This window comes from Gimesia maris, from assembly GCF_008298035.1.
GTDB lineage: Bacteria > Planctomycetota > Planctomycetia > Planctomycetales > Planctomycetaceae > Gimesia > Gimesia maris.
On sequence record NZ_CP042910.1, the window covers coordinates 4744535 to 4759947 of the forward strand.

Genomic DNA, 15413 nt, shown 5'->3' on the forward strand with positions numbered 1-15413 from the left:
ACTCATGAATCATCTCAACCGAAAAACCTGTATCCGCGTCTGCCTGGGAATGGTGTTGCTGCTGAACCTGTCTTTACCCACGCCTCAAACTGGCCAGCCAACGGCGTCGCTTCTGGCACAACCACCGGCTGTCAAAACGGGAGACTGGCCTTACTTTCTCGGTCCAGAGCAGACAGGCATCTCAGCAGAGACAGGCCTGATCGACAGTTTCCCCCAGTCAGGGCCTCCCCTGCTCTGGGAAAAAAGTATTGGCACTGGTTACAGCGCCCCCTCTGTTCTGGGGAATCGCCTGGTGATCCACCATCGTCCGGAAAAAGGGGACGATGAGGGCAAGGAAGTTATTCAATGTCTGGCGGCAGATACAGGCAAAGAACTCTGGAAGTACGCCTACGACTCTGATTTCCGCGACCCCTATGGATACAACAATGGCCCCCGCTGTTCGCCGCTGTTGACAGAACAGTATTGCTACACCTTCGGAGCACAGGGAAAACTATACTGCCTCAACATCAAAGACGGCACCCTGGTCTGGCATCGCGACTGCCTGCAGGAGTTCGACGTGCCTCCCGGGTTCTTCGGCGTTGGTGCCACGCCCATTCTTGAAGGCAGTAAGCTCATCGTGATGGTCGGCGGGAAACCAGATTCCGGCATGGTCGCCTTTGATGCGAAGACAGGCAAAACACTCTGGCACAATGTCGGCAAAGATGTCTGGAACGGCACTTCAACTGGCTGGGAGAGAATGCCTGTTTACAAATGGCGCGGCAATGAGAAAATATCCAGCTATTCCTCTCCCCTCGTCGTCACCATTCACGGGAAGCGGCACCTGCTCTGCCTGATGCGCCAGGGGCTGGTCTCCCTCAATCCGGAAGATGGTTCGCTGAACTTCAAATACTGGTTCCGATCCATGATCAACGATTCCGTCAACGCCGCCCGACCGGTGGTCATCGATGATAAAATATTTCTCTCCGCCGCCTATCAGGTGGGCTCGGCGTTATTGCAGGTAGAACCGAACGGCAACAGCTATAAAGAACTCTGGCGTAACCCCACTAATATGATGACCCACTGGTCAACGACCATTCATCACGATGGATACCTGTATGGTTTCAGCGGTCGCCATGAGCGTGGCGCGACAATGCGCTGCGTGCGTCTGTCTGACGGCAAAGTAATGTGGGAGACCGACGGTGCTGCGGCTGTCATCGACAAAATCCAACGCAACACACTCACCGGTCAGTTCCTGTGGATCGATTCCGGTAAAACTGCCCCCTGGCCTTTATATGGACGCGGCTCTGCGATTCTGGCGGACAACAAGTTCATCGTCCTGGGAGAAAAAGGAACTCTGGCGATCGTCAAAGTAGATCCCAAAGAATTTCATGAAGTCTGCCGTACGTCATTTCCACAAATCAAATACCCGGCCTGGGCTGCCCCGGTACTCGCTCACAAAAAGCTGTACCTCAGAAGTGAATCACATCTGATCTGCCTCGACTTTGCCAAACAGCAGTCCAAAAAGAAAGAATAGGCGTTTAATCTGATTTCTCCGGCGTTAGCGACTTCAGTCTTCGTCTGCGGGATCCTGAGATGCCGTTACGCTCTCAGTGTTCTGCTGACTGACACTCTGATTCCAATGCGGACCCGTTAAAGCATCGAGTAGCTCAGAATAACTGGGACGACTTTCCCCATCTGTCAGTTTCAGACTGTCCGGCATGTTTTGGGGTTCGTCTCTGACGCGTTCGACATGCGCGCCCAGTGAAATCAGTTTCTCTTCGAGACGTTCATAACCGCGATCCAGATGATAAATCCGGCGAATAACGGTCTCCCCTTCCGCGGCGAGGCCAGCCAAAACCAGCGCGGCACTCGCACGTAAATCAGAGGCCATCACACAGGCACCACTTAAACGAGACACCCCATTCAAAATCGCACTGGCCGATTCCCTGCGGATATTTACCCCCATGCGTGCCAGCTCCGAGGCATGCATGAATCGATCCGGAAAGACCTTGTCAGTGACAATACTGATTCCAGGGACACACGCCAGCAATGACATCAATTGCGCCTGCACGTCTGTCGGAATGCCGGGATACGGAAGTGCTATGCAGTCAACCGACCGAAGTGGCTGCGTCACCCGCACCGTGACAGACTGTTTTTTTGCCGGCTGATCGGGAAACGCGAGTTGTACTGTCACGCCGATTTCCCTGAGTTTTTCAATCACAGCTGTAATATGATCGGGTCTGACCTCTTTCAAGCAGACATCGCCTCCCGTAATGGCAGCGGCAATCATTAACGTGGCTGCTTCAATGCGGTCCGGAATGACTTCATGTTTCACACCATTGAGTTGCTCCACACCCTCGATGGTCAGAAACGGTGTTCCCAGACCATCGATTTTTGCTCCCGCTGCATTCAGGAAATTACCGACGTCGACCACTTCCGGTTCGCAGGCCGACGATTCAATAGTGGTCGTCCCTTTTGCCAGGGCAGCCGCAACCATCACGTTACAGGTCCCCGTGACGGTACTCCCGAAGGCCCCCCCCAGGAAAATATTCGCGCCGCGCAACCGATCCGCCCGCGCGATGACATAACCACGGTCCACGCGGATTTGTGCCCCCAGCGCGGAGAGTCCTTTCAGATGTAAGTCAATCGGCCGGTCTCCGATATTGCATCCGCCCGGCAGTGAGACACAGGCCATACGACGTTTGGCCAGCAGAGGTCCCAGCACACAGACACTGGCCCGCATGCGTCGTACCAGTTCATAATCGGCGATACAGGATGTCTCATCCACAGTTTTAAGACGCAATGCACCATCCGGATCGCGGTTCACATCCATACCCAGGGAACCCAGAACCTGGGACTGTGTTTTGACGTCGACCAGGTCGGGGATAGAGTACAGGGTAGTTTCGCCTTCGCAGGCCATTGCCGCTGCCATCAGTGGTAACGCGGAATTTTTCGCACCACTGACAGAAACGCTACCCGAAAGCCGCTCGCCTCCGCGAACGATAAACATATCCATCCCTGGATCTCCTGTTGTAGATTAAACGTCGATTTGCTGACGCAGTATAGAAAATCCGTTCATTTTAAGATAGGCAATTTTTGCCCGATTATCACCCGGGCCCGCCCTGCCAGGTCCGCTTTCACCCTCACATTTGTGTATTCACCAGTCGCTTTAAACAGAGCCAGTAAATCAGCTTCCTGTTCCGGTGAGAACTCGAGCATCAATAACCCCTGGTCTTTTAAATAGCGTCCCGCCTCTTGAATGATCTTACGATAAAAATCCAGACCATCTTTCCCCCCTGACAAAGCCAGACGTGGTTCATGCTGCCTGACATCTTTTTCAAGCTGCTCGATTTCTGCATCCGGAATATAAGGTGGATTACTCACGATGATATCGAATAAGGTCCCAGGCGGAATCTGTTCGAAACAGTCACTGAGCAGGAACTGAATCTGGTTTGATAACTCATTGGAAGCGGCATTTTTCTGGGCGATTGCCAGCGCCGGTTCACTGATATCAGTTGCCTGGAATTTTGCATTGTGACAATTCGCAGCTGCTGAAATCGCGATGCAACCACTCCCGGTGCACAAATCCAGAATAAAAGGATTCGTGAGTTTCTGTGCCTCATCGACCAGTTCGATGACCAGCGTTTCGGTATCGGGCCGGGGAACAAGCACATTCTTATCGACATAAAAATCGAGTCCGAAAAATTCGCGATTCCCCACCAGGTAAGCCACCGGTTCAGAATTCGCGCGTCTCTGTACCAGTTGTCTCATCAGAGCGCGTTCCTGTTCTGTGACGACGTCTTCGTAATTCGTGTAGAGGCGAATCCGCTCACAGTTTCTTGCGTGAGCCAGCAGAACTTCGGTATCCAGACGCGGGGAATCGCTACCGTGTTTCTCTAAATGGGCAGTCGTCCAGTCCAGAATCCGACGAACTGTCCATGGTTCCGATGCAGCATCAGAAGTGCGATCCGGTGATGGTGAGTTCTCATTCACGGCACGATCCATCGTAGTGACAGCTAACCGATAATCGGTAGAAAGTCGAATTTATTTTTGTGAGCCGTCGCCCAGTAAACGCTCTTCTCGGTCAAACTGTAGCAGGGCACTGATGAGATCATTCAGGTCGCCCTGCATGATCTGATCAATTTTGTAAAGGGAAAGGTTGATGCGGTGGTCCGTCACGCGGCCTTGCGGAAAATTGTATGTTCGTATGCGCTGGCTGCGGTCACCCGAGCCAATTAACGTCCGACGCTGGTCAGCTCGTTCATCGGCTGCCTTCTGCTGCATCTGTTCCAGCACGCGACTTCGCAGCACGCGCATGGCCTTGGCTTTATTTTTGTGTTGACTTTTTTCATCCTGGCACTGCACCACGGTGCCTGTCGGCAAGTGAGTGATCCGCACGGCGCTTTCCGTTTTATTCACTTTCTGTCCGCCAGGACCACTCGCGTGGAACGTATCGAGGCGAATATCATCCGGCTTGATATCAACTTCCACTTCACTGGCTTCAGGAAGTACGGCCACCGTAGCAGCACTGGTATGCACGCGGCCCTGTGTCTCTGTCTCGGGAACACGCTGCACGCGGTGTCCTCCACTTTCAAACTGCAAGCGGTGATAGGCACCTTCACCGGCAATCGAAAACGTGACTTCCTTCAAACCACCCAACTCGGTGGCGCTCATGTTTAACACTTCTGTTTTCCAGCCCTTTTGCGCTTCCACAAAGTGCATATACATGTCGAAGAGTTCGCGTGCAAACAGAGCCGCTTCATCGCCGCCGGCTCCAGCTCGAATTTCCATGATCAAGCCGCCACGCGTGATAGAATCGCCGGCTACCACCAGGTCTTCCAGTTCTTTAATATGCTTCTCGTGCTCTTCACAGAGTTCGTCCAGTTCTTTCTGGGCGTATTCTCTGGCAGCAGGATCAGTCTCTTCTTCCAGCATCTCCCGGGCAACCTCAATGTCTTCGGCACGGGTATTAAACTCGCGGACTGCTAACGCAACCTTCGCCAGGCCGCCGTACTCTCGCTGGATTTCAACCAGCTTACTCGTATTAGCCAGAACTTCCGGATCCTGGAGTTCTTTTTCCAACTCCTCATAACGATCCAGTTTGACCTGCAGGGTGGGAAACTTCATTTACCCAAATCCACGTAAAAGACTGTCTGTGGTGTTTGGTTTGACTTTCAACTCTCTGTTGAAATACAAACCCAGACATTAAAAATAGAAAAGCGACGACCATGCATTAAACGAGGCTCATACGGATCATCCGTAGAGCCTCAGTTTTAGACAATAGATAATTGTGCTACTTGTCTTCTTTTTTGTCGCCTTCTTCTGCACCTTTGCGTTTGTCCCAGTTGTATTTCTTCTGGAATTTTTCCACACGACCAGCACTGTCAACAAACTTCATCTTACCGGTGTAGTAAGGATGAGATTTGGAACTGATTTCCACTGCCACCAAAGGGTAAGTGTTACCATCTTCCCATTCCACTGTAGTTTTAGAAGTGGCTGTTGACTGGATGAGGAATGAATCACCTGTTGAAGTATCCTTAAATACAACAGGATGATAGTCGGGATGAATGTCTTTTTTCATTTTCTCAGCTTCTTTATTACCTGAAAACCTTAATCGATTTCACAGACTGTCCGCTGCCAGTCTTGTGGATCGGGACTCCGAAAGCACTTCTTGCCGTGTGCTGTCCCTGACTCTGCTTTATTACCGATGCCAACCATCGAACTGCTTTGCCGGAATGATCCCTCAAACGAAACCGTCTGAGTCCTCAGATTCCTAAAATTAGAAAACAAAACAGCTTATAGAAATATCTGCTTCATGAAACATCACAGTTTACGTTCCTCTGCACGAATGAGCAAGCGCAAAGGCCCCCGGCCATAAAATCCCGCAACTCGTTTAATAAACATAACATACAGCTATCCCAGACCTTCTGATTTTTAACAATTCGCGCAATTTTTCATTTTTTCCTGACCTGGACTCTCATCTGCAGGCTCTCATTTGAAATCATCTCAAGAAGAACGGTCCATTACAGGAGACTTGTCCGGTCACACTGTTCCCTTTTCAGCAGTTGGGCTCAGGACTCTGTATCTGTTTTGAAAATCAAATGTTAAGTAACTTGGCCTGCCGCAGTTGACTGTTTAGAGTTAGATAAAAACAAGGGCTGTCGTCCCCAGTTACATATCAATTCGCTCAGGAACAACATTATGGATCATCCTTTAAACTGGAATAGTCAAAACCTGACACATGGCTGGCAACGGGGAGTCACCGCTTTTTATTACGGGTTAGGCTTTTCGGATCAGGATTTCGACAAGGCCCAGATCGGGATTGGCGTGCCACTCTTGGATGGCAACCTCTGTAATGTGCATGCTTACGATCTTGCGAAAGTAATTGCACAGGGATGTCAATCCGCTGACATGATCGGTCTTCCTTTTGGAGTTCCCGCCGTCAGTGACAACATCACCCAGGGACAGGAAGGAGGCAACGCCAGTCTCCCCTCTCGGAATATGATCGCCAACGCGGCCGAATGCGTCGTGAGTGCTCATTCGTATGATGCCCTGATTGGCCTGCATAATTGCGATAAAAACGGACCGGGCTTCGCCATGGCATTGGCACGACTCAACTATCCGGGACTGGTCGTCAGTGGTGGCAGTATCATGCCCGGCTGCCACAAAGGACAGGACATTTCGATCCTCGACGTCTACGATTCCCAGGCAGCTGCAGCAGTCGGCGCGATGGAAGAAGAAGAAGCGGACCAGATTCTGAAAACCGCCTGCCCGGGCCCGGGGGGATGTGGTATCGCCGCTTCTTTCAATACCTGGGGCATCGCGCTCGAAGCCATCGGCCTTATGCTCCCGTTCAGCAGTTCCACGCCGGCCATTGATAATGCAAAAAAAACAGAATGCCTCAATGTCGCCTCTGCCGTGCGAAATCTCCTGCAGAAAAATATCCGGCCGCGCGACATCCTGACCCGCAAAGCATTTGAAAATGCAGCCGCCACCATCGCGGCCGTCGGCGGCTCCACGAATGGAATCCTGCATCTGCTCGCGCTGGCACGAGAAGCGGAAGTCGAATTTTACCTGCAGGACATTCAGGAAATTCTTCGAAAAACGCCCGTGTATTGCAGTTTTGCACCACGCGGCAAAAAAACCATGGTCGACCTGCATCACCTGGGTGGCACACCGGTCCTCATGAAACACCTGCTCAAAGCAGGCATCATCGATGGCAGTTGCCTGACTGTAACCGGCAGAACCCTGGCGGAAAACCTGGCAGAAATCGGCGATGTCCCCACGAACCAGGAACTGATCGCTTCGCTCGATCAACCGTATAAAACTTACGCCGACATGCAGATCTGCTTTGGCAATCTGGCACCGGGAGGCATTGTCTTTAAAGTTTCCAGCATGCAGGAATCACATTTCACGGGAACCGCCTGCTGCTTCGATGAAGCGAAAGGCGTAGTCGATGCCGTCGAAGCAGGTAAGATCAAACCCGGCAGTGTCATCGTACTACGAAACCTGGGTCCGGTCGCATCAGGCATGCCTGAAGTACTTGTCGCGACTGCCGCTCTGACGGTACCGGAACTGGATGGCAAAGTGGCATTCATTTCGGACACACGTGTCTCCGGTGTTTCACACGGTGCCATCGGCGTGCATTGTTCTCCCGAAGCGGCAGTCGGAGGTCCGATTGGTCTGATTCAGGATGGTGACCAGATCTCGTTCGATCTGCTTAAAGGAGAAATCAGCGTTGATGTCTCCGACCAGGAATTTCAGCAACGCCGAGTGAAAAAACCACTTCAACCCGTCAGACATTCCCGCGGCTATCTGGCTGATTTTTCAGCCACCACCTCACAGGCACATCATGGCTGTGTGAGTAAAGCCCTGCTGCCGGACTGCGAATAACCCCGGAACCCCAACTTAAATACAAGGGAACCAGAAATCATGTCAGCCCCCGATTCCTTTCCAGAGGATCTTTACCAGACATTATCTGACTTTCAGCAAACCCATCTATTGACCTGGTGGAACGACCTGAGTCAACAGGAACAAGCCAGTCTCTCAGCACAGATCCAGGCGATTAATTTCAAGCAGATCCAGCGGTTGTATGCCCCTGAAGAGACAACTCAAAAGGCAGAATCGCCGGCACAGAAAGCGGAACGCGCCACGCGTCCGGCGACTGTAGTCCGACTGGAAGATCGCTGTTCGTCTCCCTCTGAATCGGAAGAGGCAACGAAACGTGGCCAGAAACTGCTGGCAGCAGGCAAAGTCGGGGCGATCCTGGTTGCAGGCGGTCAGGGTTCCCGTCTGGGCTTCAGCCATCCGAAAGGCATGTTTCCCATCGGGCCCGTCAAACAGACTTCCCTGTTTCAGATTCTGGTGGAACAGTTGCGTGCCCGCGCACGACAGGCAGGAAAGCCGATCTGCTATTTCATCATGACCAGCGATGCCACTCATGATGAAACCGTGGAATATTTTCAGCAGCATCAGAATTTTGGTCTGGCGGATGGCGAACTCTACTTCTTCAAACAGGGTACGATGCCCGCTGTCGATGCGGATTCCGGGCAAATTCTCCTGGAAGAAAAACACCGCATTGCCGTCAGCCCGGACGGACATGGGGGCATGCTCGCAGCCCTCAAGAACAACGGTATGTTTGACGTGATGCGGGAAAAAGGAATCGACACACTCTATTACCATCAGGTCGACAACCCGACTGCCATCGTCTGCGACCCCGAGTTCCTGGGTTATCATCAGACGGCAAATGCAGACGTATCAGTCAAAGTGGTGTCAAAACGCGCACCCGATGAAAAAATGGGGATCGTCTGCGATGTGGACCAAAAAACCCAAATCATCGAATACAGCGATCTGCCCGACCATATCTCTGAACAAACGGATGATGACGGCAAGCTGCTGCACTGGGCAGGCAGCACGGCAATTCATATCTTCAACCGGGATTTTCTGGAGCAGATCGCCAACGACGATGCACGCCTTCCGTTTCATCAGGCGAATAAAAAAGTGCCGTACATTGATGCGTCGGGGACCCAGGTCGCTCCTGCAGAGCCCAACGCCATTAAGTTTGAACGGTTTATCTTTGATGTGCTGCCTGAAGCAGAGACCGTACTGGTCTATGAAATCGATCGACAACGAGAATTTAATCCCGTTAAAAATGCGGAAGGCCAGGATTCTCCCCAGACAGCCCATGCAGCGCTCAATCGTATCTTTTCCAGTTGGCTGACCTCCTGTGGCGTGACGCTCCCCGCAGAAGCGACTGTTGAGATCAGTCCCTTATTTGCGGTCGATGAAACAGAGTTAAAACAAAAAATCTCAACCGATGCGCAATTTACATCTCCCGTGTATCTGGGAGAATAGAATTCGGCAGTTAAGCTGCCAGAATCAACTCCCACTTTCATTCACGCGAACAACATTTCCCTTTCGGAGAAACAGGCTTCATGCTTCACACAGTTGTCATGGCAGGTGGCAGCGGAACACGCTTCTGGCCGCAAAGCCGCAAAGCGATTCCCAAACAACTGCTGAAACTCGTGGGCCAACAAACCATGATTCAGGAGACGGTGGCGCGCTGTCGTGAACTTTCACATGAACAACATGTCTGGATTGCCACTAACAGTACACTTTCACCTGAAATCAAGCGGCAACTGCCGCAGTTGAATCCGGAACACATTCTCGTCGAACCAGCAGCGCGTAATACCGCTCCCTGTATTGGACTGGCGGCAATTCACCTGCTCCACGTCGATTCCGAAGCCATCATGCTCGTGCTCTCGTCCGATCATGCAATCCAGCCGGAGTCGGGTTTTGTGAATACTGTCAATCAGGCGGTAAAACTGATTGAAGCCGAGCCGGAAACTCTTGCGCTCATCGGCGTACCACCAGCTTACCCTGCGACGGGTTACGGCTATATCCAGACAGGATCTGCCATCGCAGCAGACCTGCCAGGTTTAAGTGTCAAAGAGTTCAAGGAAAAACCTGATCCGGAAACTGCGCAGCAGTATTGTGACAGCGGCGACTATCTCTGGAACTGCGGGATTTTTGCCTGGAAAGCCAATCGAATTCTGATGGCTTTGAAAAAATGGGAACCGGAAATGTACGCCGCCTTGAATCGGATCAGTGCTGCCATCGGAACCTCGGAATATGAAAGAGTCCTCGCAGCAGAATTCACTACGATGAAATCCATTTCGATCGATTATGCGGTCTTTGAACACTCGAGAGAGTACCTGGCAGTGATCCCCGCTGAGTTTGAATGGGACGACGTCGGCAACTGGAATACATTGCAGAAATATTTTCCGACCGATGACGATGGCAACACCGTGCTCGGACTGCACTGCGGTCTGGAAACATCCAACAGTATCATTCGCACCACAGATGATCACCTGATTGCCACATTCGGTGTGGAAAACTGCCTGATCGTGCACACTCCCGATGCAACGTTAATCGCACCCAAAGATGATGAATCCGCCATCAAAAAACTGGTGACCCTGATCGAGGAGCGTGGCTATGACCAATACCTCTGAAAACGGGCAGCCTTTTGAAGCGGAATTCCCTGCGGAGGGGCGGCTGCTGGGACTCGATTACGGCACCAAACGCGTCGGCATTGCGATTTCCACCTTTGAACAGAATATCGCCAGTCCACTTGATAACTATAACCGACAAAGCCTGCCGCAGGACCAGAAACATCTCTTAAGTATTATCACAGAGTATCGATGTAAAGGACTGGTCGTCGGACTTCCCGTCCATATGAGTGGCGATGAAGGACAGAAAGCCAAAGAGGCCCGCCAGTTCGGCAACTGGGTCAGTCAGTTTGCAGAAATCCCCGTCCGTTACTGGGACGAACGTTATTCTTCCGCGACCGCTGAAGAAATTCTGGTCAACCTGAATATGAGTCGCAACAAACGGAAAGCCTATCTGGATAAACTTGCGGCCCAGATAATTTTGCAGTCATTTCTCGACAGTCCGAACCGTAACCAGATTCCCGAATCTTTTTGAATCGTTTTTGCCTCGGATGTTGTATAATGAGAACAGTGAGGCAGTTAGACTTGCCCTGATTTTCCAGACTCTAAGATCTCGAACTCAACTCAATGCCACAGCCCCCTCTGGACCGTGAAGAATATATCGAGCAGACTTACTTCTTTCGCAACTACCGCGAGAGACTGGAAGATGCCATCCCCTCGCAGGTTGTTCTGGCAACGATCTACGAAGAGGTCCTGGCCACGACCAAACTCCCAATGGCCATCGACTTCCTCAAAGGCGAATTAATGCTGACTGGTCGGATCTCCGACGGCATGCAAAAGCTCTCGCACTATTTCACGCCCTTCCAGACTTACATCATGAAAAATGCGGAAGATGATAAGTCCAAATTTGACCAGAAAATCGCGTTGAAAATCCTGGAACGCGAAGCAAAATATCGTACCGAAAACCCCAGCAGCGCAGGTATGTTCATATATCAGTTCGAATGCATTTCACGCAACCGCCTGGGCTATCATCATGGACTCGAAGCCATCTCCCAGGATACGCAATATAATGCCGACTGGTCAGAATGGATCCGCAAACTGAAACAACAACTGGGGTCGGTTGATTTCGCAGACCTGATCTATCTGCGTTCTCAACATTTTGTCGATGAACAGCGCAGACGGCCCGGAAATGCCGACTTTCAGCCTCGTTACCCGGTTTTATTCAGCAGCCAGGACGGGCGCATCGCCAAAGCCAATCACAATCGTGATCCCCTTTACATGTTTGGCGCCTTGCAACGTCAACTGGGATATCCAGAAGTCCCCCGCAATATGCCTCAAACGGGTAAATCGGTGTTCCACCCTGCTCTGGAAGCCCGATTACATAAGATTGAAGCTCGACTACAGTTAATTGACTCGGAACTGAAAGGAAATTTAGATTTGAATCAGTTTATGGTCAAAGACGTTAAGCTTGAGGACCTCGACCAGAAATAGTGTTCTCCTGTATCATTTTTGGCGAATTCAGAAAATCAGGCTTGTCAATCACACAGCCAATCTCCTAACATATAGTAAGCAAGTGCCTGTAAATAACGGGCAAGAATCAACCAGCCTTTTTATCCAGAAAAGTTCGTTGGTTCATGAAAAGTTAACCTGTTGTCTATGTTAAATTCAAACTCAGGAGGTAACATTCCCACCGGTTAAGTTTTAAGTCCCCGCCTTACTATTGAGATGAAACGCCTTAATATCCCACCCCTGTCCTGCACCCACCTTAAGTAGGAACTACAGAAAGGCTCAAAGATGTCCACAATTACTATCGAAGCGCCCGAATCGCGCTCAAATGATCCTTCCTCACTCACTGTCGAATCATTTATACAATCCGCAATTAAAGTCTTGTCCTGGACCTTGGGTACAATTGTGTTTTGCCTGGCGATGATTGACTTTTACGCCCAGACGTATGCCCACGAGACCGAACTTGCTTTACAGCTTGCCCAGACAGAAATGCTCGAGCAGAACAAAGATCTACGGATGTCTGAAGTGAACCAGTACATTGCAGGTACTCCCAGTGTTGTGACAAGGCCTGCAGACAACCATACCCAGATGTGCAAAAAAATGAAGCAGTATACCTGGAAAGGTTTCTTCAAAGACTACACGATTACCGTCTACGTCGGACTGGGAGAAAACCCCTCTATTGATTTTGTCCATGGACCAGGCGAGATGGTTGAAGACATTCCGACTCATACACTGGGAAAAGCCCTGTAACGGATCAGCGTAAACCAGATTCTTTTGCCACTGGTTGAACATCAGCCTTAAGCAGACTATAACTTCTGCTTAAGGCTTTTTTCATTGATATCACGCATGTCATAATCCAGAGCATAATACGTACCTCGGCAAGAAAGAATTATGGAAACGATCAAAGGGCATCTCTACGACTATCCCAAATATTACGATCTCATTTTTGGTGATGACTGGAAAGCCGAGTTTGACTTTCTGCAAAGCTGCTTTGAGAAGCACGCTACCCGTAAAGTGAAAAAACTGTTTGAGCCAGCCTGTGGGACGGGTCGCCTGCTGATCAAACTGGCCCAGGCGGGTTACCAGGTCTCAGGTAACGATCTCAACCAGCACGCCATCAACTACTGTAATGACCGGCTCGAACGTTTTGGTTTCCCCCGCTCTGCAGTCCTGGGAGACATGTCTGACTTCAAACTGAAAAAGCCTGTCGACGCCGCTTTCAATACCATCAACAGTTTTCGTCACCTGCCTTCTGAAACCGCTGCAAAAAACCACTTGAAATGTGTGGCCGATGCGCTGGCCCCCGGCGGGTTGTACATTTTGGGACTGCACCTGACTCCCACTGTTGGTGAGCCGATGCAGAGTGAAAGCTGGTCGGCCAGGCGAGGCAACCTGCAGATTAACTCGCATATGCAGTCGATTTCAACAGATCTGAAGAAACGCAACGAACATCTGGAAATGACGTTTGATGTCTATACTCCGTCCCGTCAGTTTCAGCTGTTCGATACGATGGACTACCGTACTTATACCGCGCCCCAATTTAAGGCATTGCTGAAAAAAGTCCCTGAACTCGAAGTCGTTGAATTATACGACTTCATGTATGAAATGGACTTTACCATCGAGCTCGATGCGCAGACCGAAGATGTTGTCTTCATTCTTCGCAAGAAATAACTGGCAGCAGATCTGCTTAACCGTCGGTACGCGATTCGACGGTTGGCAGGACGCGAGTACCAATGTTTTCACCAGCCACTGCCTTTTCGATATTTCCTGTTTTGCGGAAATTGAAAACCAGGATCGGAATTCCATGTTCCATACAATGATGCAATGCCTGGGCATCCATGACCTGCAGGTTCTTATGCAGGACATCCTGATAGCTGATCTCTGAGAAACGGACCGCGTGCGGATTTTTCTCTGGATCATCAGAATAGATACCGTCAACCTTGGTCGCTTTGAGCAGGATATCCGCATCAATTTCACGCGAACGCAAAGCCGCAGCGGTGTCCGTCGTCACAAAGGGACTCCCGGTTCCGGCAGCCAGAATGACCACACGTCCCTTCTCCAGATGACGAACACAGCGCCGACGTATAAAAGGCTCAGCCACTCCTTCCATACGAATTGCCGTCTGCAGGCGAGTTGGCACACCCGCATTTTCCAAGGCATCCTGTAAAGCCAGACCATTGATGACGGTTGCCAGCATCCCCATATAATGGGCGGTCGCCGGATTGATGGATCCACTGGAAGAGGAGAACTGTTTCCCTCGCAGAATATTACCGCCACCACAGACGATGGCCAGTTGAACTCCGGAATCAACCAGTCGCTTGATCTGAGCAGAAATCGATACCAGCTCAGACATGCTGATGCCACCTTCACCATCGCGACAGAAAACTTCGCCACTTAATTTGAGTAAAACACGCTCATAAGCAGGCTGAAGCAAAGGGGCAGGAGAATCGGTCATCCGTGGTATCCTCAATAGTCGGTCAGATGTTGGTATAAAAACAGAGCACTCAGAGTCGATATAGAAAAAAACGCACGCGCACTGAATCAGTACGCATGCGTCACAGTATTCAAATACTTAACCGCCAATTGCACAACGGGTAAACGAAACTGCTTCCAGGCCTTTTTCGGCTAAAGCCTGGCTGACAGTTTTGGAATCATCAACCGCATAAGGCTGGTAATTCAGGACTCCCTGTTCCACAAAAAATGTTTTCATGCGGCCATCTACAATTTTTTCAATAATATTATCTGGCTTGCCTGTCGCTTTGGCTTCCGCAATCAGTCGATCACGTTCTTCCTGAACAACAGCAGGGTCCAGATCTGATTCATTGACGGCAACCGGTTTCAAAGCAGCGATGTGCATTGCCACGCCACGAAGCAGTTCGGCATCTGCCGTTTCACCTTTTGCCTGCAGCAGCACGCCGGTTTTGCCATCATGGTGCACGTAGCTGCCTGTTGGTCCCTGTGACCGGGCAATTCGGGTAACAACGATTTTCTCACGGATCTTGTTTAACATATCCATGAAGTCATCATTCAGAGTTTTTCCCGGTGTCTTTTCGGATGGCAGTGCCAGCAGACCCTCGACCGTATCGACTTCCGGATTTGCAATCAGCTGTGCGACACAGGCGTTGGAAAAGTTAACCAGATCTTCTCCACTGGCAACGGGAGCAGATTCACAGGCCACTTCCAGCATCACTGTCTCTGAACCATCTTCGCTGGAAAGAACAGTGATTCGACCTTCTGAAGTCGCATTATCACTCCGCTTCAACTGGATTTTGCCAGCTTCTTCCCGCAGAATTTCGATTGCCTTTTCCTGATCCCCGTCTGCTTCCTGTAATGCTTTTTTACAGGCCATCATGGGCAGGTCGGTAATTTCACGTAATGCTTTCACGGCTGCTGCTGTGATTTCAGCCATCTCAGTAATCTCCTTCGAAAGCAACTGCTTCATCAATTGCTTTAATTTGATATTCCGATTTATGTGTGTTT

At 50.7% G+C, this 15413-nt stretch carries 14 protein-coding genes; 8 read left to right on the forward strand and 6 right to left on the reverse strand.

Going from position 1 to position 15413, the window contains the following annotated elements:
- Positions 1-4: 4 nt before the first annotated feature.
- Positions 5-1513, forward strand: coding sequence for an outer membrane protein assembly factor BamB family protein (locus GmarT_RS17340; RefSeq protein WP_002645132.1), 1509 nt, complete (start codon positions 5-7; stop codon positions 1511-1513).
- Between the two features lie 33 nt (positions 1514-1546).
- On the opposite strand, the gene murA is transcribed toward GmarT_RS17340, so the two are convergent.
- The 4 genes from murA to GmarT_RS17360 form a co-directional block, all read right to left on the reverse strand.
- On the reverse strand, positions 1547-2995 hold the full coding sequence (gene murA, locus GmarT_RS17345) for a UDP-N-acetylglucosamine 1-carboxyvinyltransferase (RefSeq protein ID WP_002645131.1): 1449 nt from the start codon (positions 2993-2995) through the stop codon (positions 1547-1549).
- A 59-nt stretch (positions 2996-3054) separates the two neighbouring features.
- Complete coding sequence (gene prmC, locus GmarT_RS17350; RefSeq protein WP_044236956.1) at positions 3055-3972, reverse strand: peptide chain release factor N(5)-glutamine methyltransferase; 918 nt, start codon at positions 3970-3972, stop codon at positions 3055-3057.
- 51 nt (positions 3973-4023) lie between these two features.
- A complete protein-coding gene (gene prfA, locus GmarT_RS17355) occupies positions 4024-5106 on the reverse strand; it encodes a peptide chain release factor 1 (protein WP_002645129.1) in 1083 nt (360 codons plus the stop codon).
- Positions 5107-5272: 166 nt separating this feature from the next.
- A complete protein-coding gene (locus GmarT_RS17360) occupies positions 5273-5560 on the reverse strand; it encodes a type B 50S ribosomal protein L31 (protein ID WP_002645128.1) in 288 nt (95 codons plus the stop codon).
- A gap of 620 nt (positions 5561-6180) precedes the next feature.
- Between GmarT_RS17360 and ilvD the strand changes: the two genes are divergently transcribed.
- From ilvD to GmarT_RS17395, 7 genes are all read left to right on the forward strand, one after another.
- Positions 6181-7872, forward strand: a complete 1692-nt coding sequence (ilvD, locus tag GmarT_RS17365; protein ID WP_002645127.1) for a dihydroxy-acid dehydratase — start codon at positions 6181-6183, stop codon at positions 7870-7872.
- A gap of 39 nt (positions 7873-7911) precedes the next feature.
- Positions 7912-9333: a UTP--glucose-1-phosphate uridylyltransferase gene (locus GmarT_RS17370; protein ID WP_002645126.1), complete on the forward strand. Its 1422-nt coding sequence runs from the start codon at positions 7912-7914 to the stop codon at positions 9331-9333.
- An 80-nt stretch (positions 9334-9413) separates the two neighbouring features.
- Positions 9414-10490, forward strand: coding sequence for a mannose-1-phosphate guanylyltransferase (locus tag GmarT_RS17375; RefSeq protein WP_002645125.1), 1077 nt, complete (start codon positions 9414-9416; stop codon positions 10488-10490).
- On the forward strand, positions 10474-10962 hold the full coding sequence (gene ruvX / locus GmarT_RS17380) for a Holliday junction resolvase RuvX (protein ID WP_002645124.1): 489 nt from the start codon (positions 10474-10476) through the stop codon (positions 10960-10962). The genes GmarT_RS17375 and ruvX overlap by 17 nt, the downstream gene beginning before the upstream one ends.
- 92 nt (positions 10963-11054) lie before the next feature.
- A complete protein-coding gene (locus tag GmarT_RS17385) occupies positions 11055-11918 on the forward strand; it encodes a hypothetical protein (RefSeq protein ID WP_002645123.1) in 864 nt (287 codons plus the stop codon).
- A 303-nt stretch (positions 11919-12221) separates the two neighbouring features.
- The gene (locus tag GmarT_RS17390) at positions 12222-12683 is read left to right on the forward strand and encodes a hypothetical protein (RefSeq protein ID WP_002645122.1); all 462 of its coding nucleotides are present in this window, start codon (positions 12222-12224) and stop codon (positions 12681-12683) included.
- 141 nt (positions 12684-12824) lie between these two features.
- Positions 12825-13604, forward strand: a complete 780-nt coding sequence (locus GmarT_RS17395; RefSeq protein WP_002645121.1) for a class I SAM-dependent methyltransferase — start codon at positions 12825-12827, stop codon at positions 13602-13604.
- 16 nt (positions 13605-13620) lie between these two features.
- Here the strand turns inward: GmarT_RS17395 and pyrH are convergent, their stop codons facing one another.
- Positions 13621-14388 (reverse strand): UMP kinase, encoded by a 768-nt coding sequence (gene pyrH, locus GmarT_RS17400; protein WP_002645120.1) that lies wholly within the window; start codon positions 14386-14388, stop codon positions 13621-13623.
- A 117-nt stretch (positions 14389-14505) separates the two neighbouring features.
- Complete coding sequence (tsf, locus tag GmarT_RS17405) at positions 14506-15342, reverse strand: translation elongation factor Ts (RefSeq protein WP_149303020.1); 837 nt, start codon at positions 15340-15342, stop codon at positions 14506-14508.
- Positions 15343-15413: the final 71 nt, after the last annotated feature.